We start from the raw sequence: 25,702 nt of genomic DNA on the forward strand, positions 1-25,702 counted from the left end.
GCTATCTTCTACTTTGAAGAATCTGTTTATAGGTTTCAATTGCCAGTACCCGTGAAGTTTTTAGATCAACAATCGCTTCAGGGCGGGGCAGGTGGATTTCTTTGTCCGACATATCTGTCAGCTCCGGCAGCCAGGTGCGGATATAACTTCCGCTTGGATCATGAGTCTGTGATTGGGTTACCGGATTCATAATTCTGAAGTACGGGGAGGCGTCAAAGCCGAGTGACGAACTCCACAGCCAGCCGCCCCGGTTCAGCACATTATCGTAATCGCTAAGCTTCAGGCGGAAGTACCGTTCTCCGTAAATAAACGGACAGCCCAGATTCTTGGTGAGGAACATCGCGGTAATCATCCGCAGGCGGTTCGGCATCCAACCTGTTTCGTTCAACTGGTGCATAGCCGCATCAATGACTGGAATACCTGTGTTTCCCTGGGACCAGGATTCAAAATGTCTGGTACCGAGACTAGTCAGATCAAAGACCTTCTCATAGTTGAAAAAATTAGCATCCAGGCGGGCCTGATGCAGGTAAAAATCCCGCCAGGCCAGCTGCCTCAGCCATTCTTCTCCTCCGCGCTCTCCTTCTGTCAATCTTGAATAAATCGTTCGAGCTGAAATCGCGCCTGTATTTAAATGACGGCTGATCCGGCTCGTACCATCCTCCGCATATTTATCGCGTCTCACCGTGTAATCCAGTAGATTCTCACTAAGAAAACGCTCGAGGATTCGATTCACATCCATATCTTTTGTCTGTAACGATAGTTGCCTTAGCAGGCGTTCAACCTCATCCGGAATCCTGAAGGTATCAACTATACCTTGCTCCAGGCAGGCCGTGTGTAGATCCTGTAAACCTGTGGAATAAGGTGGACGGAAACGTTCTGTGAGGAATGTGCGCCAGCGGCGGTAAAAGGGTGTAAAGACCTTGTATGGCTCCGTACGTCCGCTCCAATCCATGAAGTCATCCGGGTCACAGAGCATGTTGTCGGAATACGATTGAAAACGGATGTTAAGTGAGGATGCTATATCATTTAACTGCTTGTCCCTCTTCAATGCATATGGTGTGTAATCTGTATGCACCATTATTTGCTCAATGGGATGGGCCTGTACCAGCTTCTGGACGACCCTGTCAGGCTCTCCATACAGAATATGCAGCTTTTTATCTGCCAGGATGTAGTCTTGCTGCAGCTGAGCAACTTGCGTGAGAAAGTTAAGGCCGCTATGTTCCAGATACCGCTCCTTACGTAGCAGGAAAGGGTCAAGGATTAGTACATGCAAGCTGGCTACACCAGCAGAATGGATGGCATCAAAGGCTGGTAGATCAATCGTACGCAGATCTTTGCGGTGAATGAACAGTATCATAAGTGCGGATTCCTTTCTGAACGTGACTGATCTTTTGATCATAGCGGGGCCGTACAGCTTCTGCAAGCCAAACACGTTATTACCCGCAACTTGCTGAAAGATATCAATTTCCCCCATCAGAAGTACAGCCAGACTCCGGATATTAAGGCTGGAATAATTAGGCTTTACAAAACCTGAGAGTCAGTGTACTATTTAACTAACACACCGGTACAATAGAATATTCAACCGGAAACAATTGAATTCAAATACAGGAGGGTGCCATGAGTCAGATTGAATATTATGTTGAATCATCAGGTTTTGGGAACGCGCCGATCGTATTGCAGATGAATGGGGTTAGTAAGATTATCAAAGGGCAAGCCATAGTGAATAAGCTGTCTTTTGATATCCGTAAGGGAGAAATTGTCGGGCTGCTGGGACCTAACGGAGCCGGGAAAACAACCACCATCCGCATGATGACCGGTCTAATCCGTATGTCGGAAGGAGATGTGCTGGTTGACGGACACAGTATCCGCAATGACTTTAACAAGGCCATCGCCCACATTGGCGCGATCATCGAAAACCCTGAGTTCTATCCCCATCTGACGGGTTATGACAACCTGAAGCAATATCAGCGGATGAGTGACGGTATCACGGATGCACGGATTGATGAAGTGGTAGAGCTGGTCGGCCTGCAGGAAGCTATGGGCAAAAAGGTAAAAGCCTATTCCCTGGGGATGCGCCAACGGCTGGGGATCGCCCAAGCGCTGCTGCAAGCACCTAAGCTGCTCATCCTTGATGAACCCACAAACGGGCTGGACCCTGCGGGAATTCGTGAAATGCGTGAATATATGCGCACTATCGCTGAGGTGGAGGGCATATCGATACTGATTTCGAGTCATATGCTTGCGGAGATCGAACAAATCTGCCACCGTGCGGTTGTTATTCAGAATGGCCAACTGATCGCAGTAACTCCGCTGGGAGAAGAAGTGAAGGTTGGGGGCGAAATTCCCCTTGCCATCCGGGTAGATCAACTGGAAGCTGCTCTAACAGTTATCAGAGCACAGTCAGGAGTTCAGTTCATTCGAACGGATGAGGCGAATTCTGAAGTCCTGGTCAGTATGAAGGACAATGAAGTACCGGGGCTAGTGGCAGCTTTCAGTGAGGCGAGAGTAGGGGTCTACCGTATAACTGATAACAAACAGAGTCTTGAAGAAGAATTCCTCAAATGGACAGGAGGGAACCGCATTGCGTAAATTTAATAATCTGGTGTTGAACGAATGGCTCAAATTATCGAAGAAACGGACTTTCTTTGTAGCCTATGCTCTTTTAATCGTATTGCCGTTTTTGGTAGGGTATATTGTGCATTCCGTTGCGGCAGAGCTTTTTGCTTCCGGGCCAGCGTTTGCGGCGGAAATGATGATGCCGACGGCTATTGGCCAAGTGCTGAGTATTCTGGTCATTATCGGGACAGCGGGTATAGTCACCAAGGAATACAGTCAGGGCACGATCAAATTCCTGCTGATTCGTGCGCGTAGCCGAACCGCCATCCTGGCCTCTAAATATTTGACCGTCCTGTTGTACGCACTCAGCCTGACAATAGTAACTACTGTAGCAGTTTATGCTTCTGGCAGCGTGTGGTTTGGAATGAATGGAGATCACCTGGGCATTGGTGATGTTCTCACTTCCGTGCTCTACAACAGCGTGTATCTGGTGATGTACACTGCGCTGGCTTTTATGATTGGAATATTGACTACCTCTACTGGCGTAACCATAGGAAGCACGATGTTTGCTATTACAATTAGTAATTTGGTCATTTTCCGCGATTTCTACAAATACGTATTATTTCCCAACATGAATCTGGCTGCGTATGAAGGAGGAGGAGCACCGATTCCAGGAATGACGCTGCACTTCTCCATTCTGGTGCTGTCCGTATACTTCGTGCTGTTTCTTCTGGCGGGATTTATGGTGTTCAGACGAAGGGACGTTGCTTGATGACCATAGAATTTGACAACAATCAGCCGATTTATCTCCAGATCATGAATTATATGAAAGGGGAGATCGTTACCGGAAAGCTCAAGCCGGGCGACAAAATCCCCTCCGTACGTGAATTGGCCGCTGAACTGCAGATTAATCCGAATACGGTGCAAAGAACCTTTCAGGAACTGGAGCGTGAAGAAATCGTGGAAACCCGGCGTGGGATGGGCAGATATGTGACCGGTAATGAACAGACTATTCTTACGATAAAAAAAGAGATGGCGCAGGATGTGTTGGAACGATTTTTCCGCGGCATGCAGGAGCTGGGCTTTCAGAGTGAAGAGATCCTGACGGCTGTAGCAGAAAATATTGCTTCAAGGACTAAATCATAGGGGGATTATTTCAGTGGACAGGATACTTCAAGTTGAAAATGTGACCAAAAAATACGGTTCTAAGCATGCCCTGAATGGGGTCTCCTTGGAACTTGGCGCCGGTAAAATCGTCGGCCTGCTCGGCAGCAATGGTAGTGGGAAAACTACACTGATGAAGCTGATTGCCGGTCTTGCCCAGCCAACTTCGGGGAAGATTTCTGTGTTGGGTGTTCCGGTGGGAGAAGCGAGTAAATCGCTGGTGTCTTTCATGCCAGACTGTCCCTTAACAGAATCATGGATGAAGGTGGGAGACGCACTTAAGTTTCAGCAGGACTTCTATCCGGACTTTGATCTAGGCAAAGCAAAGAACATGCTGGAATTCATGAAATTAAGGGAAAGTGACAAGGTCAGTACCTTGTCCAAGGGAATGAGTGAACGCCTGCAGCTGACCATGGTGCTCTCGCGCAGAGCCAGCTTATATATTCTGGATGAGCCAATCGGCGGAGTTGACCCAGTGGCTCGGACAAAAATACTTAATGCGCTAATGGAGTTCTACGAGGAAGACAGTACGATTCTGCTATCCACCCATCTTGTGACTGACATTGAGCGAATATTTGATGAAGTGATCTTTATCAAAGAGGGTGAGCTCGTCCTGCATAGCGAAGTAGAGGATCTCAGGCTTCAGCGGGGGAAAAGTATCGATGAGCTGTTCAGAGAGGTGTATGCAGAATGCTGAAGCTGATGAAATATGACTTGAAACGCAGACAGGAGCGGATCCTCGCTTTCTTCGTCATTATGCTGCTTGTCCAGGCTGGAATATGGATTTCGAACAGCTCTATGGGGGTTGATCTGCTCTCCTATAATATGATGGCATATGGCGTTTTTGGTTGTACCCTGCTGCTCTTTGCCTTTTTCAGCTATGTCCGTTACTTAAAATCATATGCCAGAAGGCTTGTGCCGGTAGGTACTATACAGAATGTTATCTCACCGCTATTGCTCAACTGGATCCTGCTGCTGCTGGTGACGGGTCTTGCCGCGATTCATCTAGGTCTATATATTCTGGTATACTCCTCTGATTTTCTACCGGTGAATTTCTGGCAGGTGGCCTCTTGGTGCATATTCAATCTCCTGTGGACCGCCGGATTTGAACTGATCCTCTTAATGTTTGCCGTCACCACAGCGAAAAGCCTTCGCGTAAAGGGGACAATCTGGATTGCTATCGCTGTTTTTGCAGTGATCGAGAACGGAATAAGCTTTATTGAGAATCAGTTTTGGGGAAGCTACATTAGTGCACTGAATAACGCATTCCAGTTTAAGGTTTATGAGGCCTCTGCAATACGTTCCGGACTGAAATTACCCGATATCGGAACTAATTACTGGGCTCTGATCTTCGAGGCTGCTGTTGGAGCCATACTGATTTATGTAATGAAGCTGTTGATCCAGAAAAGGATTGAAGATTAAATTCATAGGTTCCGGAATTATCAAAATGCAATACAATGGAGCGAAAGTATGGCCCTGGGCTGTGCTTTCGCTTTTGCGTATGTATACTTCAGCTACCTCAGTTCCAGAGAACTGACACCGCGCATACCTTAAAAAGACGTCCTCCTTGTGGAGGGCATCTAAGATGATGAGCCTGCTATAATCCTTGTACTCTGCGGGTATTGGTCCAGATTTCCAATTCACGCATCAGCTGCTCTTCTTCGTCTTCCTGTAAATCGAGACGGATTCCGTACTGGAACTGGCCCAGTCCAAACATCCATCCCCAACGCACGCTTCCTTCGAATTGCAGCTTGTCTTCCGCGAGCTGAAAGTGAATGATCAGCTTCGTATCACCAGAGGTAAAGCGGAGATTTAGCGAGGTGCGCACCTTGCAGCCTGAACGGCTAAGGTCAAGCAGCACTCCTTCTGTTAATTTTCCGGCACCTGGACCGGAATTACTCGCGGGAAGTTCCAGCCAACATTCTATGGGCTGGTTCATCACGTATCGGAACGGTTCTTTTCTGCTGGAGTCGTCCATTTGTACCTCCGCTGTTTTTTTTGCTATTATATCGAACTGCAATGATCTGGGCAATCTACTAAAGTGCTATTTTTAAAAGAAAAGATTTAAATTTTCTGAACACTAACAGAAATACCCTCAGCCTCAGTTGAAAGAGGGAGGGTATTCAGAAGTGAAAAAGGCACTATGCAGGGCAATTTAGTGGATTACAGATTGTAAAGGGAAGACATGCAGTCAACGAACATCTTGTTGTATTCAGACCGTGACAGGTCCCGTGATGAAGAGATATCTCTGCCCAGGAATTCAAACCAGGTGATTTCAGTGCTATCCTTTTTATAGAAAAATCTTTCATGCTCCATAGAAAAAACGGCATTGTCATATGATGGGACATGCTCATACCTGAGCTCGGTACCCTGCTTCTCGGAAATTAAGGTAGCCAGAAGGATAAGCATCTTGAACGGATCATCATACATTTCAAATTGTTCTGACATCAGTGGTCACTCCTTGGGATGGTTGATGAGCAGATTATACTACAGCCTGGTTATGTAAGCATTATCATTCAGGCAACAGAGTATTATTTTGCTATAAGCAATCAGATAAATGAAGAATGAGAGTCATAACCAAAATATGTATTTAATAATTATATATTATTTTCAGAATGAATGTGACCGATACATAAATATCGACTATATTCGACAAAGATTGTTGCCTTATTTTTACGGATGCTGCAATCCAGGCACCTCAAGGAGAGAATGAAATGTTTTTAAACCTGCGTACACTACTATCCAGCGCTTTTGCCGTAATGATTATTCTATTAACCATGTTGTTAAGCTACGTCATAGGGAATCAGTCTACCCGGTCTGTCGAGCTTAGTATCGGAGGTTCCCTTGCTGCAGAGGCCTATCAGATGTCCGAGAAACTGGATCATTTCATGTGGTCGCGGACTGGAGAGGTAGAGGTGCTCAGCAAACTTAATGCTTTTCAGGTACCCGTGGACAAAAAGGAAGCAGACGGCTTATTGAACCAATTAAAAAGCAGTCTGCCTGTGTTCACCTGGGTTGGATTTCTGGATTCGAAAGGGAATGTGCTCTCATCTACAGACAATATCCTGCTCAGTCAGAATATAAGCCAGCGTCCCGTGTTTCAGGAGGGTTCAAAAGGAACATATATCGGGGATGTACACGATGCCGTTTTATTGTCGAAGCTTTTGCCGAACCCAAATGGTGAAGCCTTGCAGTTTGTGGATATAAGTGTACCTGTACAAACCGGGGAAGGCCTGGTGACAGGTGTGCTGGCGGCACATTTAAGCTGGGAATGGTCCAGAGAAGTAGAGAGATCCATAGTCACTCCGCTCAAGGAGCGTCTAAAGGATGTAGAGGTTTTTGTTGTTAGTCAAAAAAATGACACCATCCTTTTGGGCCCCAAGGAACTGGTAGGTAAGAAAATGACGGATGAAACTTTGCAAAAAGCACGAACCGGAGTTAACTCCTGGACGGTAGAATCTTACGGCAGAAATAATCAATCCTATTTGACCGGTTATGCTTATGGTGACGGGTATCAGAACTATCCCGGTTTGGGCTGGTCTGTGATTATCCGGCAACCTGCAGATGTGGCGTTTGCCTCTGTACATCAACTAGAGCGTAATATCGCGTACAGTGGATTGGTTGCGGCAGTTCTATTTGCTGTTATGGGCTGGTTCGTGGCAGGGTGGATTGTACGGCCGCTGAATAATATCACAAAGACAGCTGATTTGCTCAGCACTGGAGCCAAGGTGGAGATCCCTGCCTCAACCCGGTTCAAAGATGTGGCTGTCCTGTCGGAATCCTTGCGGAATTTAGTCAACCACTTGACCAAGACGGAGAATAAACTGAGCTATATGGCGGATATGGCGCTTCATGACAATCTTACCGGTCTGCCGAATCGGACCGCGCTGGATGAGTTTCTGGCCCATGCCGTCAACAAGGCCAAACAAAACCGGAGTACACTAAGCTTTTTATATCTGGATCTGGATGGCTTTAAAAAAGTGAACGATACCTTGGGACATGCTACAGGCGATGCGTTGCTGCAGGAGGTGGCATTCCGGCTACTCGATTGTACGAGGGATAATGAAATTGTAGCCCGCTTGGGCGGCGATGAATTTGTAGTGATTCTTCATACTTCTGCGATTAAACCCATGCAGGAAGCTGAGATTGTGGCTTCGCGGATTATAAGCAAGATAAATCTGCCCATTATCATTCAAGATGAAAATATCCATGTAGGGTGCAGCGTGGGGGCTGCAGTATGGTACCCGGATGGGGCAGACACCATTGAAACGCTGCGTCTGGCTGACGAAGCTTTATATATCTCCAAACGCAGCGGAAAAAACCGGATTACTTTTGAGGCAGCCTGCTGATTATGGACTTAGCATTAACAGAACATTTTTAAATGGGTCAAAAGAACTATTGAATCGGGTATGAGGAAAGGGTTGCTTCTTCCAGCGATAAGCTTGAACTGGCGGATAAGTTAGGTCAGCGTAATCTTTTACGCGGTTTGGACCACCACTTAATCCATAGAAATCCTTCGTCGTCTCGAAAAAGTTTAACCCCAACCCAGCTTAGAGGTGTCCAAAATTCTTTGAAATAATATGAAGGCATAGGATAATAGACCCTCCTTAGTAGTTAATTATTACTATATTACTGTAAAAATATGAAATTCACAAGAACTATATGTTTAATATTACCAGTCCTATTCTTACTTCTATATTACAGGGTGCTGCAAAAAAACGCGGGAGCTGATGCTCCGGCGTTTTTTTGCATTCAAATCTATTAAAAACAAAACATCCATAGGGAGCAGCACAAGCAGATTATCTTAAAGCGCATTTTATATAGAGAAAGGATGTGATGAGATGACCGAGAAGGAATTTATTGCTGCCATTGCCCCCTTTACTATCGCTGATATGCGCCGAAGCCGTATCGCAGCCTCCTTGACGATCGCACAGGCAGCGCTCGAATCCGGCTGGGGAAGTAGTGGATTGACGGTCAGGGCCAACAATCTGTTCGGGATCAAAGGCAGGGGTCCAGCCGGAAGCATCACGATACAGACAACAGAATATCAGAACGGGAAAGCTGTGCAGGTGTCTGCAGCTTTTCGTGCCTATAATAACTGGGGAGAATCGGTTGCGGATCACTCTGCACTGATTCTGGACGGTGTTTCGTGGAACCGGAATCTGTATAGCAAGGTGATTGGTGTAGGGGGAGCCGACGCTGCAAAAGAGATCGCTGCGGCAGGTTATGCCACGGATCCCGGTTACGCTTCGAAGCTAATTCAAATTATGAATGCCAATAATCTGTTTCAATATGATGAGATGGAGGATGATGAGATGTCGGCAGAGGATAGACAGAAGCTGGCCACTCTGGAAGTGCAGCTGCAGGAGCTTCAACAGCTTGTCAATGGACTGGGAACAAGCAGGGATATGCTAAAGACAGGAGTACAGGAGCAGGGTCAGACCATTAAAGATCTGATTGAACGGCTGGCAGCCATAGAAGGACGTTCAACCATGAATGTTCCGGAATGGGCACAATTGGCCGTCAGCGCCGCAACGGCTGCGAGACTATTGGATACCCCTTCCCAAGGCAGTTATGACTTCTACAGAACGCTCACCGTATTATACCGGGCAGGCCTCCTCACAGCCAAGAAGGAGGGTTGATGAACATGGTGAACGAGGCGCTGAATAATGTTCTTGCGTTTGCTTCAGTGTTGGCTGTTTTTGTTCTCGCGTTGGTTCAACTGGTCAAGACCACCGTGAACCTGCCACGAAACCTGGTTCCTGCCGTAGGGCTCGTGATTGGCCTGTTTGTCGGAGCTGTAGCTTACCCGTTTACCGAAATGAATCTGATTCTGCGTCTTTGGGCAGGCGGACTTGCCGGATTGTCCGCAACCGGACTTTTCGAGCTTGCATTCAATAAGAGGGACGGTTCAACTAAAGAATGAATCCAGCTTATCATTTAGGCCTTGCTCACAGGCTAGTAGACCAAGCAATAGATAGCGTTCCGAAATACAATAAGGTAGGAAAGGAGGTGCTCATATGGGAACTTATTTGGATGCAAGAACTTCACAGAATGCCAGTACTGCCAATTCCATTGCCATCCCGATTCTTGTGATCAATACGCCTCAATTATTCGGTCAGATTGGCCTGATTACTGAAGGAATTACGACGAATCCCCGGGTACTGCTAAAGGGAACTGTATCTGTCCAGCTTCCACTGGCTCTGGTTGGTATTACGATAACGATTGTCCGAGGGACATTGCCTACAGACCCGGTAGTATACTCAGCGACCTCCACCTTTAGCTTAAGTGTCCTGGCACCACAGGTAATTGCATTCTCTGCCGCTGATTTCTTACCACCGGTTACACCTCAACTTACGTATACTGCATTTGTCTCCTCCAATCTTCTAGGTACAATTCGTGTCGGACCGGAGAGCTTTGACGGAATTCTGGTATCGGATTAATGATCGGAAACCCCGCCTTTTGAAAAATTCACAAGCAGCGGCCTAAAAATAAACCGTTTAGCCCAATCTGTACGGGGTTCGGGGACATATTCTGTTGTGTAGTGATCAAATTGGAGGAGGTAATCTCATGGGTGCAGATTGTGGGTATGGCGGTAATGTGGGTGGCGCTAATGTTGGCCCTGTTGTAAGTCCTTTTACTTCGACAGGTGCGATTCTGGTGCTTTACATCCTTCTGGTTATTATTTTGAGTGCTTGCTTCATCTAAGTACAGGAAATGGGCGCGATCTTCGGGCAGAAATGCCGGGTCGCGCTTCTTTTACTAGTTGTGAAGGACAAGCCAGTGTAAATATAGAGGAGTAGTGTAGAATAAGAAGGGTACAGTTTTGATTGTGAAATTTATTATTTATGAGAGTGGTGAAGATATGGAAGAGAAAGAAAGAACTTATATCGTACTGAAACTGATTGAAGCGGGTGTACCTCTGGAGAAGGAGGCCCTGGATTTGGGTGAGGAGGATTTTAATGAAAGAATAGAGGAGATTTTTGATGACCGGCTGGTAGAGAATATCATCTTCACAAGGTCCGGCAACAGGCTGCTTGGCGTCAACACACAAGGTGTGAGATTGACCCGGCGTGGCAAAGATTTTATTTTCCTGAAGGAGAGCGGCAGGATGTGAGTAAATAGAAGGTGAATTCCAACAAGTAAATGTAACCATTTACCATCTAGTTCGTATTAGAAAAGGATGTGATATCAGAAAGGAGATAATAACATGAGAAACAAATTATCTTTCATATTGGCTTGCGTGCTGCTGGTGGGTGTATGGTCTTGGTCGGCACCGGCGGCACATGGAGCAGCACTTAAAATGACATTTAGTGTAAACAATGAAGTACTGAAGTTTCCCGTGAATGCGGCTCCGTTTGCAAAAGGTAATACGGTATTGGTTCCTATCCGTAAGGTTGGTGAAGCGTTGAGTCTGGAAGTTCATTACATAAAGAAACAAAAAGTTCTTCAACTAAGCCGTAACGGCCAACAGATTACGCTGAAACTTGGTGCCAATGAAGCCATATTGAATGGGAAGGATAAGTTTGTGATTGAAGAAAAAGCCGTGCTTCAAGGCAATCTTATTTATGCTCCGATATCCTTGCTGACTGCTATGGGGTTAGTGGTCTCATATGATTCACCCTTGGCTCAAGTTACTGTACATACTCCACAGGTTTTTGCTGAGAAAGTAACAGGACTGCTGGCCTCGAATCAGCATGAGGTGTTATGGCGGCAGTTTTTAAATGAGTCAAGCCAAAAGGCCATTACTGTTACCAAGCTTCAGGAAGTTTGGCAAGGCATAACCGATACCTATGGCGAGTACCTAAAGATTGGTTCAGTAACAAGCCATCAAGTGAATCATGATCTGACAATTACCTGCACAGCCATTTTTCCAAAAGGGAATTTGACTATAACGATAACCACAGACAGCTCCGGAAAAATTAAGGGACTTTGGTTTGCCCCTGCTGCTGCAGCAACACCATCTAAAGCTCCGGAGCTTAAGCTTCCTGATGGAGTAACCGAGGAAGAGGTGATTGTTGATGCCGGATCATCACATCCGCTTAAAGGGTTGCTGACGCTCCCCAATCATACGACACAACCTTTGGCTTCTGTAGTGCTTGTTCAGGGTTCAGGAGCTTCAGACCGTGACGAAACAGTATTCGCTTATAAGCCTTTCCGGGATATAGCCTATGGACTTGCCAAACAAGGCATCGCAGTGCTTCGTTACGATAAACGGAATTATTCTTATCCGGAGCAGTTTATGGGAGCTGCAGCTGCAACCGTTAGTGTTAAGGATGAAACAGTTGATGATGCAATTGCTGCAGCTAAGATGCTAAAGGCTGACAAAAGAATGAATCCCGCACAGGTATATCTCGTTGGTCATAGCCTTGGAGGTATGCTGGCCCCGAGAATTGATGCTGACGGCGGTAATTTTGCAGGACTAATCCTGCTGGCGGGTTCGCCGCGCAGTTTACTTGAGATTATTTACGATCAGAATATGGCGTCTATCCAAAATTTATCAGACACTGATCCGCGTAAGGCACAAACCATTGCAGCAATCGAAACCGAACGCTCCAAAGGAAAAGGACTCACTGCTATGACCTTAGAGCAATCTAAGGCAGCACCTAGTGTATTTGGTGTTCCGGCTTATTATTTTAAAGAGATGGATATGTACCCTTCGGCCGAGTTGGCTCGCAACCTTACCAAACCGGTGCTAGTACTACAGGGTGCCGATGATTTTCAGGTCTATCCGGACAAAGACTTTCCGCAGTGGAAGGATGTTCTAAAAGGGAATCCTGCAGCTTCTTTTAAGCTGTACCCAGGTCTTAATCATTTCTTCGTGAATGATGAAGGGAAAGATGCGGGAACCGCAGCGGGTTATAACAAACCAGGAATGGTAGATGCTCAGGTCATCACGGATATGGGGCAATGGATTTTGAATTTGTAATTGGGCTAGGACGATGAATCTGCCGCCGGGGAACGTTTAGGCTATAGGTGAATATCCTGTAACTAAGTGTTCCTAATTTTGAAAAAGGCGGTGCCACCGTGAATTATCAACCGTATTTTGCTCCTAATTTCCAGATATCCAACCGGCTTCTGTCCCGCAATGACGAAATGGTCCTCCAATTGATCCAGCAGTCAATTCAAGGAGAACGGAATGATGAGCTTTTTTATGACTTCCTTATTAAATTGGCTCCTACAAGGGAAGAACAAGAGATTATTGCAGGCATCCGCGATGATGAGAGAAAGCACCGGAGCATGTTCAAGACGCTTTACACACAGTTGACCGGAATGGCCCCCAAGGTTTCAGATGAAGGGACAGAACCATTGCCGGCCAGTTATCTGGAAGGTATTGAAAAGGCACTGATCGGCGAACTCAAAGCATTTGAAAAGTATCGCAAGCTTTATTTGCATATCAATCCCCAGTACCGGGACTGGATCTTCGAGATCATGACGGATGAGATTAAGCATGCCAGCTACTACAATTGGCTGTACGCCAAAAATAAGTAATCAAGACAGCAAAACAGCACCTGACAGGGTGCTGTTTTACTGTGTAAAGACTTTTATTCTGACATAATACGGATGTGGAAATAAATAAATTGTGTACGCATCCTCAGGAACAGATATATAATTAATGTAATGAATGAAAATAGAGCAGGCGGTGTTGAAAGTTGTCTTGGGAGCCGGCAGGATTTATGTTTTTCTCGATTATAGAAACGATAGGCGTATATTATTTGGTTATGGCGCTCTTCCGTTTCAAGCCCGGTGATTTTATCTGGGAAGCTTTAATCGTAAGTCTATTGATCAATTTGCAAAGTTACATACTTAGAAATGAACTCTCATTAGCTTACTTAGTACCATTAATTACGGTGTTGATTTTTATCTTTTTCTTTTCAGTTGTTGTCAAGATCCCACTGGTATGGTCATTGATCACAACAATTCTTGGATATGCAATCTATGCTTTTTTGCAAACCGGTTTAGCGTTTCTTTTATTTGGTTCCATCGATGCTGCCCAGGCCAGCCTGTCCAATGGTTATCTTTTGCAATTTTCCTCAGGACTGATAAGTGTAGTTCTCTCCATCTGGCTATACAAGATTGGTTGGGGGTTTAAATTCGATTTTGAGCGGCTCCGCTTTAAATTCGAGGACATTCTAATTATCGTGCTGATAGTTGTATTTCTGGGACTGTTATCTGTCATCGTCTACTACGAGCAATTGTTCATTCTCATAGCATTTTTTGCAGTCACAGTCATATTCTTGTTATATTATGCTGTTTCGAAAGAGCGGGGGAAGTAACGGGCAGAAATTCCTTGGCTTTTTCTATCCTACCGGATGAAGCGGGGTGAAGCAGAAGTGAAAGGTTTCCTGAAAAAGGCATGTCACCGCATCAATTACCGGATGGCTTCTTTGCTGGCTCTTACAGCAATGTTCATAGTAACTACAGACAGTATCCTTTTCATATATAAAGGTGAGACACCGGAAGAATTGCTCAAGTAGCTTGGAGGCATAACATGGACACCATAAGTGTAACTAGAGATATTGAGGGGAAGACGGGCCTTATAACTGTTAGAATTGATGAGATCATCTACCTGGGGACGGACAGCCGCACTGCGATTTTGTTGCTGCACACGTTGGACTCCGTTTATTTTACAGCGGGGACTTTAAAATATTGGACTCAAGTCCTCAACGCCTCAGGCTATTGCTTTCTGCTCGCTGACCGGAACAATAGCATTAATATACGGAGGATCGTAGAAATCAACAAGCTGCTGAAAGTAGCCTACTTCGAACCCGAGTCGGAGAGGAATAAAGCTTCAAAATACAGCACCATGTCCAAAAGCGGCCTTAAAGAGGTGCTTCTGGTTATAACAGAGCTGGATTCAACAGTTGTTTTCACATGAAAGGCTGCCTCTGTGGCGGATTTTTTTTTGTTTTTTTATTTGGGGAAACTGTAATATCGAAGTGAGCTAGAATATAAAAATCGGGCGCCCCTTTCGGAGCGCCCTTTCATGGGAGAGGAGAAACCGGACGAAGAGCTTATGGGGAAACGTAAGCCTGCTCCGCGGTTGTCTACGACATCTTGCAATGCCGATAATTACATGATGGCCCTGAATGTCCAATTTTATACACGAGCAGTCCGAAAAAATTAGCCGCCTCAATAAGACACCTGCAGACATTTTTTTATTTCAATAGACAATTGTGGTACTATAGGCTTGGACTTATGCCCTAAACGGCATAACTAACAGAGACATAAGAGCAGGTGAATAGTGGTGAGAGTTGTATCGGGAAGTGCAAAGGGCAGACCCCTGAAAAGTGTTCCGGGTAGCGGAACGCGGCCTACAACTGACAAGGTCAAGGAAGCAATGTTCAGTATGATCGGCCCTTATTTTGAGGGAGGTACCGCGCTGGATTTATTCGCAGGAACGGGCGGGCTCGGAATTGAAGCCTTGAGCAGGGGGATGGATCAGGCTGTTTTTGTGGATATGGAACAGAAAAGCATTGATACGGTGCGCGCAAATCTGAAAGCGGCCAAGGTGGAAGAGCATGCAGAGGTATACCGCAATGAAGCGGGCAGAGCGCTAAGTGCGCTGGAGAAACGGGGGCGTTCGTTCGATCTTGTCTTCCTGGACCCTCCATACAGGCTGAAGCATGGGGATGAACTGATGCTGGCTATGGTTCAAAAGGGACTGCTGCGCCAAGATGCGGTGATTGTACTAGAACATGAGTCAGGCTATGAATATCCGGAGGATATTCCGGGATTCCATAGAACACGGCAAGCTGTATATGGAGAGACGACAGTCTCTATTTATAAGTATGAGGCTGCCTCCCAAGAAGTACAGGAGAGCAGCAAGGAGGGTAATAATGAGTCTGCAGATTAGAAAAGAACGTGTCGCCATTTATCCGGGAACGTTTGATCCGGTAACGATGGGGCATATGGATATTATTAACCGTGCAGCCAAACAGTTCGACAGGCTGATTGTTGCCGTCCTTAACAACTTAAGCAAGAATCCGTTGTTTTCTGTAGAAGAACGTACCGATCTGCTCCGGCAGGCCACCCGGGACATTCCCAATGTGGAAGTAGACAGCTTCCGTGATCTGCTGGTCAATTATGTCCGGCAAAAGGATGCCCAGGTGATCGTCCGCGGCATCCGAACGGTTACCGATTTTGAATATGAGCTGCAGAATGCCTCGATCAATCATAATCTGGACCCCGATGCAGAAACCATTTTCATGATGACTAATCCCAAATATTCCTACTTAAGCTCGAGTGTCGTGAAGGAGATTGCACACTTCGGCGGGAACGTCTCCGACTTTGTGACGCCTGAGGTAGAGCAAGCCATGAATCTCAAATTTAAGCGGATGGACGGCGGAATGAAGCCATAATATAAACAGCTGCAGACAGAGTTAATAATAGGAGCAGGATCAGTGCCTCCAAAGCCGCTAACTGTGGAATTGAGCGCCAGACCGTTACAGGACTTAGCGTGACAGCAGGCAGGTGTTCGTCTGTCGCATTTATTACAGGCTGCACATTCGTCTGAAGATTAAGCAGCGGTTTCCACAGGAGAAGCGTGAATAAAAATGCGTATGCGCCGTGCAGCAATCGAATGGCAGCATAAGACAGATAACGCACGCCGGCTTGTTTAAGCAGAGTCAGCGCTTGGAGTTGTCCGCAGATACCGCTCCAGGCCAGAGCTGCCGATAACCAGGCAGCTGTGAGCGTGTTCATAGAATTGAGGGCAGGAAGGGCTGTTGTTCCTGCAGTAAGCGCATAAGACCCCAGATGTATTTCAAGCAGACTTGAAACCAGTGCTTGTGGAAGCTGTGGGAGCGCTGAAGCCGCTATATGGATTACAACTGCGAAGATGATCATATAGCCGCCTACGATCATCAGGTTCTGTACGGAAGAACCCACCGATTCACCAAGCAGTCTTCCGAAGCTGCGTCCATCCTGTGCACGTGCGCCCGCAGCAGCGCGATAAACGCGTGTCAGCAGAGAGGCTTTTTTACGGTGTGCCTGTTCCTGGATTGCGGTTGATTGGTGCTGAGAGCGTCCGGCAAACAGAGCAGAGGTACAGCCGGCGGATAACCCGGCTAGCCAGTGAATGGCCAGTAGCGCGTATCCGGAAGCGGGACTGTGCAGAAAAGCTGCGCCTACAACGATCAGCACAGTCACCGGGCTGGCATAATGCGCCAGGGAGGCCAGCCTTCCTGCCTCCTTGTCCGTAATCCGGCCCTGCTTATGCAACTGCATAACTGCTCCTGCTCCGGCGGGGAAGCCTGCGGTCATTCCCAGAGCAAGTGTCCATCCGCTGGCTCCAGGCAACCGGAATACTCGCTTCATCAGGGGTTCAAGCATTACACCGAAGCCGTGGACTGCTCCGGAAGCTGTAAGCATCTCCGAGAGGATCAGAAAAGGGAGCAGGGCCGGGAAGACGAGTGTCCACCATAACTTAAGACCTTGCAGAGAGGCCGCGAAAGAGGACTCCGGTGCAGATACGATTGCAATAGCCAGCAGAATGGCAGCTGCCCCTCCGGCGAATGGAGCGGCACCTGAGGTTATTCGTTGTATTTTTATAGGACTCATTTTGAGCATCACCTCTTCATAGCTTAGGACATAGGCAAAAAGACTGTTATCAATTTATGCAGAGAAGACAACCGTCATGCCTCGGTCCAACCTGCCGCTTCACAAGATCATTCGATGTGTATAGTCCAGTGTTGAGGGAAAGAAGGGAAAAGCAGTGAGGCAACTGAAACGCCGGGTAGGATTCCGTGCCACAGCCTACTTGTTCACATTTGTGGTGATTCTGTATGTTGCTGTATTTATGAATACGCCCTATATTGTCTATCAACCCGGCAGCGCCTCTGAGGTAGCGCCAATGATTCAGGTTCAGAATGCAGATAAGGATGAAAAGGGAACTTTTATGATGACCACAGTATCTGCGAGCTATGCGAATGTTGCACTTCTGGTAGCCTCAGTGTTCAATTCTAATGCTGAGGTTGTGCTGAAGGAGACCCGGCTGGGAGATAAGACGGAACAGGAGTATGCGGCTGAGCAAGTATATTACATGAACAGTTCGCAGTCCTATGCCGTACAGGCGGCTTATCATGCGGCGGACATTCCTTATAAAGATGTGGTGGATTATCTGTATGTATTCTCAGTACCAGTGACGGGCAACCAGGAACAGTTCAAGCCCGGTGATAAAATCATCAGTGTAGAGGGGCAGACTATTCCTGATCCGGATGCGTTATCCAAGCTTCTTTCGACCAGAAAGATTGGTGATCCCGCAGTTGTTGTGCTGCAGAGGGAAGGTAAAGAAGTAAAGGAAACGATCAAGCTGGTAGAAGTCAAGAATCAGCAGACTGGAGTGGCGAAGCCGGGTCTTGGGGTAGTGATCGGAGCGGTACAAAAGGTAAAGCCTGAGATGGAAGGCAAAAAGGTAAGCTTTGTGGATACAGATGTAGGCGGGCCTTCGGCCGGTTTGATGTTTACTATGGAGATATATAACCAATTGACTCCCGGGGATTTGACCAAAGGCCATCGGGTTGCGGGTACGGGCACTATTGATCCGGACGGAAAAGTGGGGGCAATTGGCGGAGTTAAACATAAGATCGTTGCAGCTGACCGGAAAGGGGCGGAGATCTTTTTCGTGCCTGTTCAAAATTATGAGGAAGCCAAGGCGAAGGCTGATAAAATTGGCACGGACATGAAGCTTGTACCGGTATCGACCCTTGCCGATGCACTGAAGTATATGCAGGAGCTGCCGGTCAAATCCTGACCGGAGGCTCCAGATAGTCGCTGTAAAGATCTGTTCGCAAGGGGTTACTGAATGCTCCTGCATAAGCGGCAGCTGCTTGCAGATCTCTTTCGAGCATTGGATGAGAGAACTGCGCCGGACTAGTCACAACCGGCCAGGAGGCACGGTGCTTTATCTGCTTCAGCAACGGGCGTCCGCTTTCCCTGAAGCCGAGGACCCGGATGTAACCGGGCCCCTTCGCGAGGATAGCCGGCGCCATTTCTTCCTTGCTGTGGTTCAGAAGGGAATGAATCAGTAAACGCTGCAGCCTGGTGCGTGTATAACGCTTGCTTTTCAGTGCCTCCAGTACTGCGGATACAGTGAAGCTCTGAAGAGTAGGCAAAATCCGCAGCAACCGGTTTTCCAGGCCTTCATTCATGTCCTGAAGGATTTGCAGCTCTGCCTGTGTTCTAGTGGTGAGCAGGTGGCGGAGCTGAATCCTGAAGCTTTCCAGATTCAACGGGCCTCTGCCTGCCGCATGCTCTCTTTCAAGGATGGACATGCTATAATCCGGCATGTAAGATGCAGGTGATCCGCCTTCTGAGAGCGCCTGGCGTATTGCTGTGGCACTTGCGATTCCCGACCCGCTCAGCAGCGGGTCGTGGAAGCCTGCGCCGGTGCGCGGCACAGTGAGGGGCCTGATTGCGCTGCTAAGTCGCCGCAGCGCGATCAGATAGTGCAGGCCGAGGCTGTTGTTCGGCTGGCGCAACAGCCCGGCCGCATCGAAACTTCTCTCCTCTCCCGGGAGAGAAGCTTCCCAGACGGATGCCGCTGCTGCGCTGTATGCGGCGGGGAAGCTCGCTCCGAGTGCCATGCGGCGGCGGATCTCGCTCTTAAGCGCGCTGCTTTCTGTGGCCAGAAATTCGGCCAGCGGCTGCAGCACGCTCAAAGTGCCGGCTTCGGAGCCGAAGCACAAGCTGTCCACGACCCCGGTCGCTTCCAGCAGAGATACTGCTCCGAAGGCGAACCACTCTGCCGGCTGGACGGCATACGCCACCGGCAGCTCGATCACGACGTCGGCGCCCATAAGGAGCGCCATCTCCGTACGGGCACGCTTGCTTACCGCCGCCGGTTCGCCGCGCTGGGTGAAGGGCCCGCTCATGATCACAATGGAGTGATCTGCCCCGGACAGCCGCTTGGCCTCTTCAAAGTGGTGGACATGTCCGTTATGTAAAGGGTTGTACTCTGCAATAATGCCTACTGTAGTCACTATCATTTCACCTCATATTCTTGATCATTAGGATTCTAGATTAGTTATATCATAATTTGATCTGACCGCTGAAACAATATAAAGGGAAAATGGTTGACAAAGTTAGGTAATACTAGGTATAATAAATTTTGTTTGTTTGGAGTGATGAATATGAAGATTCACTTTCGCAAATTGGCTAATGCCGACGAGCCTCTGCACATTCAGGAAACGCTGGATGTAACCGAGCTTGTCAAAGGGCGAAAGGATATACTTGCTGTTGCACCACTTTCAGTGGACCTTAAAGCGCTGCCCGCAGACACCGATTGTGTGAATGTGGTGGGGAAATTGAATGGGAATGTGGACATGTTATGTGCACGTTGCCTTACAGAGGTTAACAGTGAATTGAACATTCCTTTTGCTGAGACTTTCAAATGGCTTAAGCAGCCGCTTCTTCCCCAAGATGAAGATGAGGAACTCATTTACGTCGAGGATGAGATTGTGGATCTTGTCCCGTTTGTGGAGGAAAATTTCGTACTGCACTTACCGGATTCGGTATTGTGCAAGGCAGACTGTCTTGGTCTTTGTCAGAAATGCGGACAAAATTTGAACGAAGGCACCTGCAGTTGCGACAACACAGTGATCGATCCTAGACTCGCTGCGTTGAAAGGATTCTTTACCAAGCAAGATGACTAAGAACAAATCCCGGGTGATAACGGGTTAAAACAGAATTAGGAGGTGTAACACAATGGCAGTACCTCAACGGAGAACGTCCAAAACACGCCGTGACAAACGCCGCACCCACTTCAAACTGGTTGTGCCGGGCATGGTGAAATGTGAACAATGCGGAGAGCTGAAACTGGCTCACCACGTATGCAAAGTTTGCGGAACTTACAAAGCTAGAGAGATCATCAAACAATAGTCTCTAACGAAAGGTAGCACTTCATCAGTTGGTGAGGTGCTATTTTTTTTGAAAACATACGATTATATAGGCTTGCGTAAACAAGTCTGGAAGTCAACGCTTTATTTTTGCTTCGGCATGCTTTATACTACATATTAGTACCTGGTTCTAAATATATTCTTTAGATGTACAGCAATGATGATAGCGGCCATCCCAGGCCGGATGCTATTTTTAAAATATAAGGATTCTATGCTATGTCACCCATTACCCTTATATTTCCTGCTGGAACGGAGCCTGTCCATTTCATGGGCGCTGTAGCCGTTTCCGCTTGGCATGTGCCAGGAGGTGAGCCGCCATAGAGCGGATGTCCAAGAAAGAGCGTCAGCAGAAGCTGCTGCAGATCATAGACGGCAACCCTTTTGTGACTGATCGGGAACTGACCCGGCAGCTCAAGGTGAGCATACAGACGATCCGGCTGGACCGGATGGAGTTAGGGATTCCCGAGCTGCGTGAGCGGATGAAGCAGATGGCAGAGCACTCTTATGATCAGGTGCGATCTTTGCCTGCAGATGAAGTGGTCGGTGATATTGTAGATCTGCAGCTGGACCGGAGCGGGATTTCCATTTTTGAAATCCGTGAGGAACATGTATTCTCCAGAAACGGAATCGCACGTGGACACTATGTATTTGCCCAAGCCAATTCATTGGCGGTAGCCATTATCAATGACGAGATAGCCCTGACGGCTTCGGCAGATATTCGTTTTGTCCGAATGGTCCGGCTACATGAGAAATGTATTGCCAAAGCGCAGGTGCGTTCACTCGCAGGCCGAAACGGCAAAGCGGAAGTGGACGTATTTACCTATGTCGGTGAAGAATTGGTTTTTCAGGGCCATTTCATAGTGTACCGGTCCGCAATTGAAGAATACAGCGAAGGGGGAAACCGCAGTGCTGATCGCCATTGATGCGATGGGTGGGGACAATGCTCCTGAATGTAATGTCGAAGGTGCGTTATCCGCAGCTGCAGAGTGGAGTGACACGCAGATTGTGCTCGTCGGCAATGAAGCCATACTTGAGCCGCTGTTGAAGAATAAGCCGTCCAATGTAACTGTACGCCATGCAGCGGACGTCATTGGTTCTGATGAAGAGCCGGTAAAGGCGGTCCGCCGTAAAAAGGATTCGTCCATGGTCGTTGCAGGCCGTATGGTTCGCGAAGGTGAAGCCGACGCCATGATCTCGTCCGGGAATACGGGAGCGTTGATGACAACGGGGCTGCTGGTGGTGGGAAGAATGCAGGGGATTGAACGCCCTGCCCTGGCGCCAATGATTCCAACCCTGGATGATGTCGGTGTTCTAGCACTTGATCTGGGTGCGAATATGGATGCCAAGCCCCAGCATCTGGTGCAATATGCGCTAATGGGCAGTATTTACCGCAACAAAGTACATGGCATTGCTAAACCGCGCGTGGGTCTGCTGAATGTAGGCACTGAGCCTGGGAAAGGCAATGAGCTGACGAAGGAAGCTTACCCGCTGCTTGAAGCGCTGCAGGGGATTCATTTTGTCGGCAATGTAGAAGCACGGGATGTGCTCTCCGGTAACTGCGATGTACTCGTATGTGACGGATTTGCAGGGAATATACTATTGAAGTCTCTGGAAGGTACAGCGGGTGCGATGTTCTCTCTGCTGAAGGAACAGTTCAGTAAGTCTCTGAAGACAAAGCTGGGGGCGGCTATCCTGATGCCTGAACTCAGAAGCCTTAAGGGGAAAATGGATTATAAAGAGCATGGCGGGGCACCGTTGCTCGGTCTCAGCGGGTTGGTTGTAAAAGGGCATGGCTCCTCTGACGGAAATGCTGTTAAGAATGCAGTCAGACAAGCACGAATTGCTTTGCAAGCGGATTTGGTATCCAGTATATCCAAGGAAATCAGCGGGAAGTGAGTGAGGACATGAAACAATTGCGTCCGGTAGGAATAATTGGGACAGGGAAATATGTGCCTGAGAAAATATTAACCAACAGTGATCTGGAGAAGATCGTCGAAACTAACGATGAATGGATTGTCAGCCGCACGGGCATCCGGGAACGGCACATTGCCGCGCCGCATGAAGCGACCTCGGATCTTGCATACGAAGCAGCGCTCAGAGCACTGGATTCAGCGGGAATGAAAGCAGAAGATCTCGATCTGATTATTATCGCTACGGTAACGCCGGATAGTGCATTTCCGTCCACAGCCTGCATCCTTCAGGACAAGCTGGGTGCAAAAGGCGCGGCGGCATTTGATTTGTCGGCGGCTTGTTCGGGCTTCGTATACAGCTTGGCTACGGCAACCGGATTTATCCAGAACGGAATGTACAACAATGCTCTTATTATCGGTGCAGATACCCTGTCACGTATCACAGATTACACGGACCGTAATACCTGTGTTCTCTTCGGTGATGGTGCAGGAGCCGTTATTCTCGGGGAAGTGCCGGAAGGAAGAGGATTCCAGTCTTTTGATCTCGGTGCTGAGGGCTCCGGCGGAAGTCTGCTGAAGATGGAAGCGGGTGGCTCCCGGCTCCCGGCTTCACAGCAAACTGTAGAAGATAAAAAACATTTCATTTACATGAACGGCCGTGAGGTTTTCAAATTTGCAGTACGGATTATGGGTTCAGCTACGGAACGAGTGCTTACCAAAGCAGGAATCTCCAAAGAAGATATCGATCTGTTTGTACCGCATCAGGCGAATATCCGCATCATTCAATCTGCGATGCAGCGTTTGGATCTGCCGCCGGAGAAATGCGTAATCAATGTCGATAAATACGCAAACACTTCTGCAGCATCGATCCCGCTTGCACTGGTTGAGGCAGCGGAAGAAGGCCGAATGAAAGAAGGCGACACCGTGCTGATGGTAGGTTTCGGTGGAGGTCTTACATGGGGCGCTTCTGTCCTGATCTGGTAATGCCACAGGTCCTATAATATAGAAGGAAGTGGCGGCAGAACGGCCGGAGCAGGCTGGATGCCTCACTGTTCAACGAGAAGGAGTTCAGACTGATGGGTAAAATTGCGTTTGTTTTTCCTGGCCAGGGTGCACAGGCTGTAGGGATGGGTAAGGATGTATATGATGCTCTTCCGCATAGCCGTGCGGTGTTCGAAAAGGGCGACGAAGTGCTTGGATTTCCGCTCAGCCGGCTTGTGTTTGAGGGGCCGGACAGTGATCTGAAGCAGACTGTTAATACACAGCCCGCACTTGTTACAACTAGTGTAGCTTACCTGGAGGCGCTGCGGGAACACGGGGTGAATCCTGATTATGTTGCAGGACACAGCCTTGGGGAGTATAGTGCCCTTGTAGCTGCCGGTGTATTGTCTTATGAGGATGCGGTGAGTCTGGTGCGTCTGCGTGGACGCTTCATGGAAGAAGCGGTTCCCGGCGGACAAGGGGCAATGGCAGCTGTTCTTGGGGCGGAACGTGAAGCCTTAACTGAACTCTGCCGCCAGATATCGGATGCAGGTCATGTCGTGGAGCTGGCCAACGTGAACTGCCCCGGTCAAATCGTTGTCTCCGGTTCCAAGGCGGGCGTTGAAGAAGTGGTGCAGCGAGTCAAGGAGATCGGCGGTAAACGGGCCATTCCTCTTGAGGTAAGCGGACCGTTTCATTCTTCCCTGATGAAGGAAGCTGCTGAACGCCTGGCTGTTGAACTTGGAAAAGTGACCTTTAACACGCCTTCTGTACCGGTGATTGTCAATGTGAACGCGACAGCGGTCACAGAACCGGATGAGATCCGCGAACTTTTGGTTCGGCAGGTGTTTTCTCCTGTGCTGTGGCAGGATAGTATAGAGTGGCTAATTGCAGCTGGAGTGGATACCTTTGTGGAGATTGGTTCAGGCAATGTGCTTGCAGGATTAATCCGCAAGATTGATAAGACGGTTAAGGTTGTTAATATCAATAGTCTGGAAAGTGTACAGACAGGCTGGTAATTCCGGTATAGTCAAACGATGTGGAATGGATGAAAGGGGAATAGGGCATGTTCTCAGCATTAAAAGGCCAGACGGCTCTCGTCACAGGCGGGTCGCGTGGCATTGGCCGGAGTATTGCGCTTGCGCTTGCGGAGTATGGTGTGAAAGTAGCCGTGAATTATTCCGGTAATGAAGCGGCTGCTCAAGAGACCGTCGCTCGTATCGTCGAACTTGGCTCAGAAGGGATTGCCCTGAAGGGCGATGTCGGCAACAGCCAGCAAGCGGATGCCTTGGTGAAAGAGGTTATTAACACCTGGGGCAAGATTGATATTCTGGTCAATAATGCCGGTATCACCCGGGATAATCTGATCATGCGTATGAAGGAAGAAGAGTTTGACCAGGTGATCGAGACGAATCTGAAAGGCGTGTTCAACTGTCTGAAATCAGCTACTCGCCCGATGATGAAGCAACGTTACGGCAGAATTATCAATATTTCTTCGGTTATCGGTGTGATTGGGAATGCAGGGCAGTTGAACTACTCAGCAGCCAAAGCAGGTATTATTGGAATGACCAAGTCAGCGGCACGCGAGTTGTCCTCACGGGGCATCACTGTGAACTGCATTGCCCCGGGCTTTATTGATACCGAAATGACGCACCAGTTGTCCGATGAAGTCCGCAGCGAGTACGAGAAGGGGATTCCCCTTGCGCGTCTTGGGCGGCCGGAGGACATTGCCATGACGGTTGTATTTCTGGCCTCGGAAGGGGCGGCCTACATGACAGGCCAGACACTTCATGTGGATGGCGGAATGTACATGTAAGGCCAACTAAGCTGTAAAGTCTACAGTGGATGAGAATTGGGGCGGCCGGAAAGCGTTTTTTGAGCTCTATGGTATTTTGACTTCATATCTCGTATAATACCAAAAGAGGAGGTGAACCGGATGTCCGATGTATTGGAGCGTGTAAAACGCATTGTCATCGACCGCTTAGGTGCCGATGAAGCTGAGGTAACATTAGAAGCGTCTTTCAAAGATGATTTAGGTGCTGATTCTCTTGATGTAGTAGAATTGGTTATGGAATTGGAAGATGAATTCGACATGGAAATCTCTGATGAAGATGCAGAGAAGATTACGACCGTGGGTGAAGTTGTGAAGTACATACAATCTCATACCTAGAGTCATATGATTGAGAGTCCCGT

Annotated in this window: 31 protein-coding genes; 26 read left to right on the forward strand and 5 right to left on the reverse strand. The window is 48.0% G+C overall.

Annotation, left to right across the window (positions count from 1 at the left end; translation table 11 throughout):
• Position 1: 1 nt before the first annotated feature.
• Positions 2 to 1,474 (reverse strand): cryptochrome/photolyase family protein, encoded by a 1,473-nt coding sequence (locus A3849_RS12220; RefSeq protein WP_256700750.1) that lies wholly within the window; start codon positions 1,472 to 1,474, stop codon positions 2 to 4.
• Between the two features lie 143 nt (positions 1,475 to 1,617).
• On the opposite strand from A3849_RS12220, the gene A3849_RS12225 reads away from it, so the two are divergent.
• From A3849_RS12225 to A3849_RS12245, 5 genes are read left to right on the forward strand one after another with little or no spacing between them, the layout of a single operon-like run.
• Positions 1,618 to 2,589, forward strand: a complete 972-nt coding sequence (locus tag A3849_RS12225) for an ABC transporter ATP-binding protein (RefSeq protein WP_074111670.1) — start codon at positions 1,618 to 1,620, stop codon at positions 2,587 to 2,589.
• Positions 2,582 to 3,328, forward strand: coding sequence for an ABC transporter permease (locus A3849_RS12230; protein ID WP_074111671.1), 747 nt, complete (start codon positions 2,582 to 2,584; stop codon positions 3,326 to 3,328). The genes A3849_RS12225 and A3849_RS12230 overlap by 8 nt, the downstream gene beginning before the upstream one ends.
• Entirely contained in the window at positions 3,328 to 3,702 is a 375-nt protein-coding gene (locus A3849_RS12235) for a GntR family transcriptional regulator (RefSeq protein WP_074106336.1), read from the forward strand. The genes A3849_RS12230 and A3849_RS12235 overlap by 1 nt, the downstream gene beginning before the upstream one ends.
• Positions 3,703 to 3,715: 13 nt before the next feature.
• Positions 3,716 to 4,417 carry an ABC transporter ATP-binding protein gene (locus tag A3849_RS12240; protein ID WP_074083581.1) on the forward strand — a complete coding sequence of 234 codons (702 nt, stop codon included), beginning with the start codon at positions 3,716 to 3,718 and terminating at the stop codon, positions 4,415 to 4,417.
• Positions 4,411 to 5,142 (forward strand): hypothetical protein, encoded by a 732-nt coding sequence (locus A3849_RS12245; RefSeq protein WP_074111672.1) that lies wholly within the window; start codon positions 4,411 to 4,413, stop codon positions 5,140 to 5,142. Before A3849_RS12240 ends, A3849_RS12245 begins: the two co-directional genes overlap by 7 nt.
• Positions 5,143 to 5,317: 175 nt before the next feature.
• Here A3849_RS12245 and A3849_RS12250 read toward each other — a convergent pair whose 3' ends face one another.
• Together A3849_RS12250 and A3849_RS12255 are read right to left on the reverse strand one after the other, a co-directional pair.
• Positions 5,318 to 5,698, reverse strand: coding sequence for a PilZ domain-containing protein (locus A3849_RS12250; RefSeq protein ID WP_074111673.1), 381 nt, complete (start codon positions 5,696 to 5,698; stop codon positions 5,318 to 5,320).
• Positions 5,699 to 5,883: 185 nt separating this feature from the next.
• Positions 5,884 to 6,168, reverse strand: coding sequence for a hypothetical protein (locus A3849_RS12255; protein WP_074111674.1), 285 nt, complete (start codon positions 6,166 to 6,168; stop codon positions 5,884 to 5,886).
• Positions 6,169 to 6,434: 266 nt separating this feature from the next.
• Here A3849_RS12255 and A3849_RS12260 point away from each other — a divergent pair, with 266 nt between their 5' ends.
• The 12 genes from A3849_RS12260 (at position 6,435) to coaD (ending at position 16,082) form a co-directional block, all read left to right on the forward strand.
• The gene (locus A3849_RS12260) at positions 6,435 to 8,069 is read left to right on the forward strand and encodes a diguanylate cyclase domain-containing protein (RefSeq protein ID WP_074111675.1); all 1,635 of its coding nucleotides are present in this window, start codon (positions 6,435 to 6,437) and stop codon (positions 8,067 to 8,069) included.
• 492 nt (positions 8,070 to 8,561) lie between these two features.
• Positions 8,562 to 9,362, forward strand: a complete 801-nt coding sequence (locus A3849_RS12265) for a glycoside hydrolase family 73 protein (RefSeq protein ID WP_074111676.1) — start codon at positions 8,562 to 8,564, stop codon at positions 9,360 to 9,362.
• 5 nt (positions 9,363 to 9,367) lie between these two features.
• The gene (locus tag A3849_RS12270) at positions 9,368 to 9,646 is read left to right on the forward strand and encodes a holin (protein ID WP_074111728.1); all 279 of its coding nucleotides are present in this window, start codon (positions 9,368 to 9,370) and stop codon (positions 9,644 to 9,646) included.
• Between the two features lie 94 nt (positions 9,647 to 9,740).
• Entirely contained in the window at positions 9,741 to 10,163 is a 423-nt protein-coding gene (locus tag A3849_RS12275) for a hypothetical protein (RefSeq protein WP_074111677.1), read from the forward strand.
• Between the two features lie 127 nt (positions 10,164 to 10,290).
• The gene (locus A3849_RS32845) at positions 10,291 to 10,428 is read left to right on the forward strand and encodes a hypothetical protein (protein ID WP_167374602.1); all 138 of its coding nucleotides are present in this window, start codon (positions 10,291 to 10,293) and stop codon (positions 10,426 to 10,428) included.
• A gap of 118 nt (positions 10,429 to 10,546) precedes the next feature.
• Complete coding sequence (locus A3849_RS12280; RefSeq protein ID WP_074111678.1) at positions 10,547 to 10,837, forward strand: hypothetical protein; 291 nt, start codon at positions 10,547 to 10,549, stop codon at positions 10,835 to 10,837.
• A gap of 93 nt (positions 10,838 to 10,930) precedes the next feature.
• A complete protein-coding gene (locus A3849_RS32055; protein ID WP_083613473.1) occupies positions 10,931 to 12,649 on the forward strand; it encodes an alpha/beta fold hydrolase in 1,719 nt (572 codons plus the stop codon).
• Between the two features lie 98 nt (positions 12,650 to 12,747).
• Complete coding sequence (locus tag A3849_RS12300; protein ID WP_074111679.1) at positions 12,748 to 13,212, forward strand: ferritin-like domain-containing protein; 465 nt, start codon at positions 12,748 to 12,750, stop codon at positions 13,210 to 13,212.
• 161 nt (positions 13,213 to 13,373) lie between these two features.
• Positions 13,374 to 13,997, forward strand: coding sequence for a hypothetical protein (locus tag A3849_RS12305; protein ID WP_143191796.1), 624 nt, complete (start codon positions 13,374 to 13,376; stop codon positions 13,995 to 13,997).
• A 215-nt stretch (positions 13,998 to 14,212) separates the two neighbouring features.
• Positions 14,213 to 14,599: a LytTR family transcriptional regulator DNA-binding domain-containing protein gene (locus tag A3849_RS12310; protein ID WP_074111681.1), complete on the forward strand. Its 387-nt coding sequence runs from the start codon at positions 14,213 to 14,215 to the stop codon at positions 14,597 to 14,599.
• 369 nt (positions 14,600 to 14,968) lie between these two features.
• On the forward strand, positions 14,969 to 15,577 hold the full coding sequence (gene rsmD, locus A3849_RS12315; RefSeq protein WP_074111682.1) for a 16S rRNA (guanine(966)-N(2))-methyltransferase RsmD: 609 nt from the start codon (positions 14,969 to 14,971) through the stop codon (positions 15,575 to 15,577).
• Complete coding sequence (coaD, locus tag A3849_RS12320; protein WP_083613474.1) at positions 15,561 to 16,082, forward strand: pantetheine-phosphate adenylyltransferase; 522 nt, start codon at positions 15,561 to 15,563, stop codon at positions 16,080 to 16,082. The genes rsmD and coaD overlap by 17 nt, the downstream gene beginning before the upstream one ends.
• Here coaD and A3849_RS12325 read toward each other — a convergent pair.
• The gene (locus A3849_RS12325) at positions 16,051 to 17,283 is read right to left on the reverse strand and encodes a nucleoside recognition domain-containing protein (RefSeq protein WP_074111684.1); all 1,233 of its coding nucleotides are present in this window, start codon (positions 17,281 to 17,283) and stop codon (positions 16,051 to 16,053) included. The two genes, coaD and A3849_RS12325, sit on opposite strands and share 32 nt — an antisense overlap.
• Before the next feature lie 154 nt (positions 17,284 to 17,437).
• Between A3849_RS12325 and A3849_RS12330 the strand changes: the two genes are divergently transcribed.
• Entirely contained in the window at positions 17,438 to 18,475 is a 1,038-nt protein-coding gene (locus A3849_RS12330; RefSeq protein ID WP_074111685.1) for a SepM family pheromone-processing serine protease, read from the forward strand.
• Here the strand turns inward: A3849_RS12330 and A3849_RS12335 are convergent.
• Positions 18,465 to 19,703 carry a nucleotidyltransferase gene (locus A3849_RS12335; RefSeq protein WP_074111686.1) on the reverse strand — a complete coding sequence of 413 codons (1,239 nt, stop codon included), beginning with the start codon at positions 19,701 to 19,703 and terminating at the stop codon, positions 18,465 to 18,467. The genes A3849_RS12330 and A3849_RS12335 overlap by 11 nt on opposite strands.
• 150 nt (positions 19,704 to 19,853) lie before the next feature.
• Here A3849_RS12335 and A3849_RS12340 point away from each other — a divergent pair, with 150 nt between their 5' ends.
• The 8 genes from A3849_RS12340 (at position 19,854) to A3849_RS12375 (ending at position 25,679) form a co-directional block, all read left to right on the forward strand.
• Positions 19,854 to 20,375, forward strand: a complete 522-nt coding sequence (locus tag A3849_RS12340) for a YceD family protein (RefSeq protein WP_074111687.1) — start codon at positions 19,854 to 19,856, stop codon at positions 20,373 to 20,375.
• 52 nt (positions 20,376 to 20,427) lie between these two features.
• Complete coding sequence (rpmF, locus tag A3849_RS12345) at positions 20,428 to 20,601, forward strand: 50S ribosomal protein L32 (RefSeq protein WP_019911234.1); 174 nt, start codon at positions 20,428 to 20,430, stop codon at positions 20,599 to 20,601.
• 343 nt (positions 20,602 to 20,944) lie between these two features.
• A complete protein-coding gene (gene fapR / locus A3849_RS12350; protein ID WP_074083564.1) occupies positions 20,945 to 21,541 on the forward strand; it encodes a transcription factor FapR in 597 nt (198 codons plus the stop codon).
• On the forward strand, positions 21,525 to 22,514 hold the full coding sequence (gene plsX / locus A3849_RS12355; protein WP_074111688.1) for a phosphate acyltransferase PlsX: 990 nt from the start codon (positions 21,525 to 21,527) through the stop codon (positions 22,512 to 22,514). Before fapR ends, plsX begins: the two co-directional genes overlap by 17 nt.
• 8 nt (positions 22,515 to 22,522) lie before the next feature.
• Positions 22,523 to 23,512: a beta-ketoacyl-ACP synthase III gene (locus A3849_RS12360; RefSeq protein WP_143191797.1), complete on the forward strand. Its 990-nt coding sequence runs from the start codon at positions 22,523 to 22,525 to the stop codon at positions 23,510 to 23,512.
• A gap of 92 nt (positions 23,513 to 23,604) precedes the next feature.
• Positions 23,605 to 24,528, forward strand: a complete 924-nt coding sequence (fabD, locus tag A3849_RS12365) for an ACP S-malonyltransferase (RefSeq protein WP_074111690.1) — start codon at positions 23,605 to 23,607, stop codon at positions 24,526 to 24,528.
• A gap of 47 nt (positions 24,529 to 24,575) precedes the next feature.
• A complete protein-coding gene (fabG, locus tag A3849_RS12370) occupies positions 24,576 to 25,325 on the forward strand; it encodes a 3-oxoacyl-[acyl-carrier-protein] reductase (RefSeq protein ID WP_074111691.1) in 750 nt (249 codons plus the stop codon).
• 120 nt (positions 25,326 to 25,445) lie between these two features.
• On the forward strand, positions 25,446 to 25,679 hold the full coding sequence (locus A3849_RS12375; RefSeq protein ID WP_019911228.1) for an acyl carrier protein: 234 nt from the start codon (positions 25,446 to 25,448) through the stop codon (positions 25,677 to 25,679).
• The last annotated feature ends 23 nt before the right edge of the window (positions 25,680 to 25,702 follow it).

The sequence above is a fragment of the Paenibacillus sp. P46E genome (assembly GCF_001909095.1).
Taxonomy (GTDB): domain Bacteria; phylum Bacillota; class Bacilli; order Paenibacillales; family Paenibacillaceae; genus Paenibacillus_AQ; species Paenibacillus_AQ helianthi.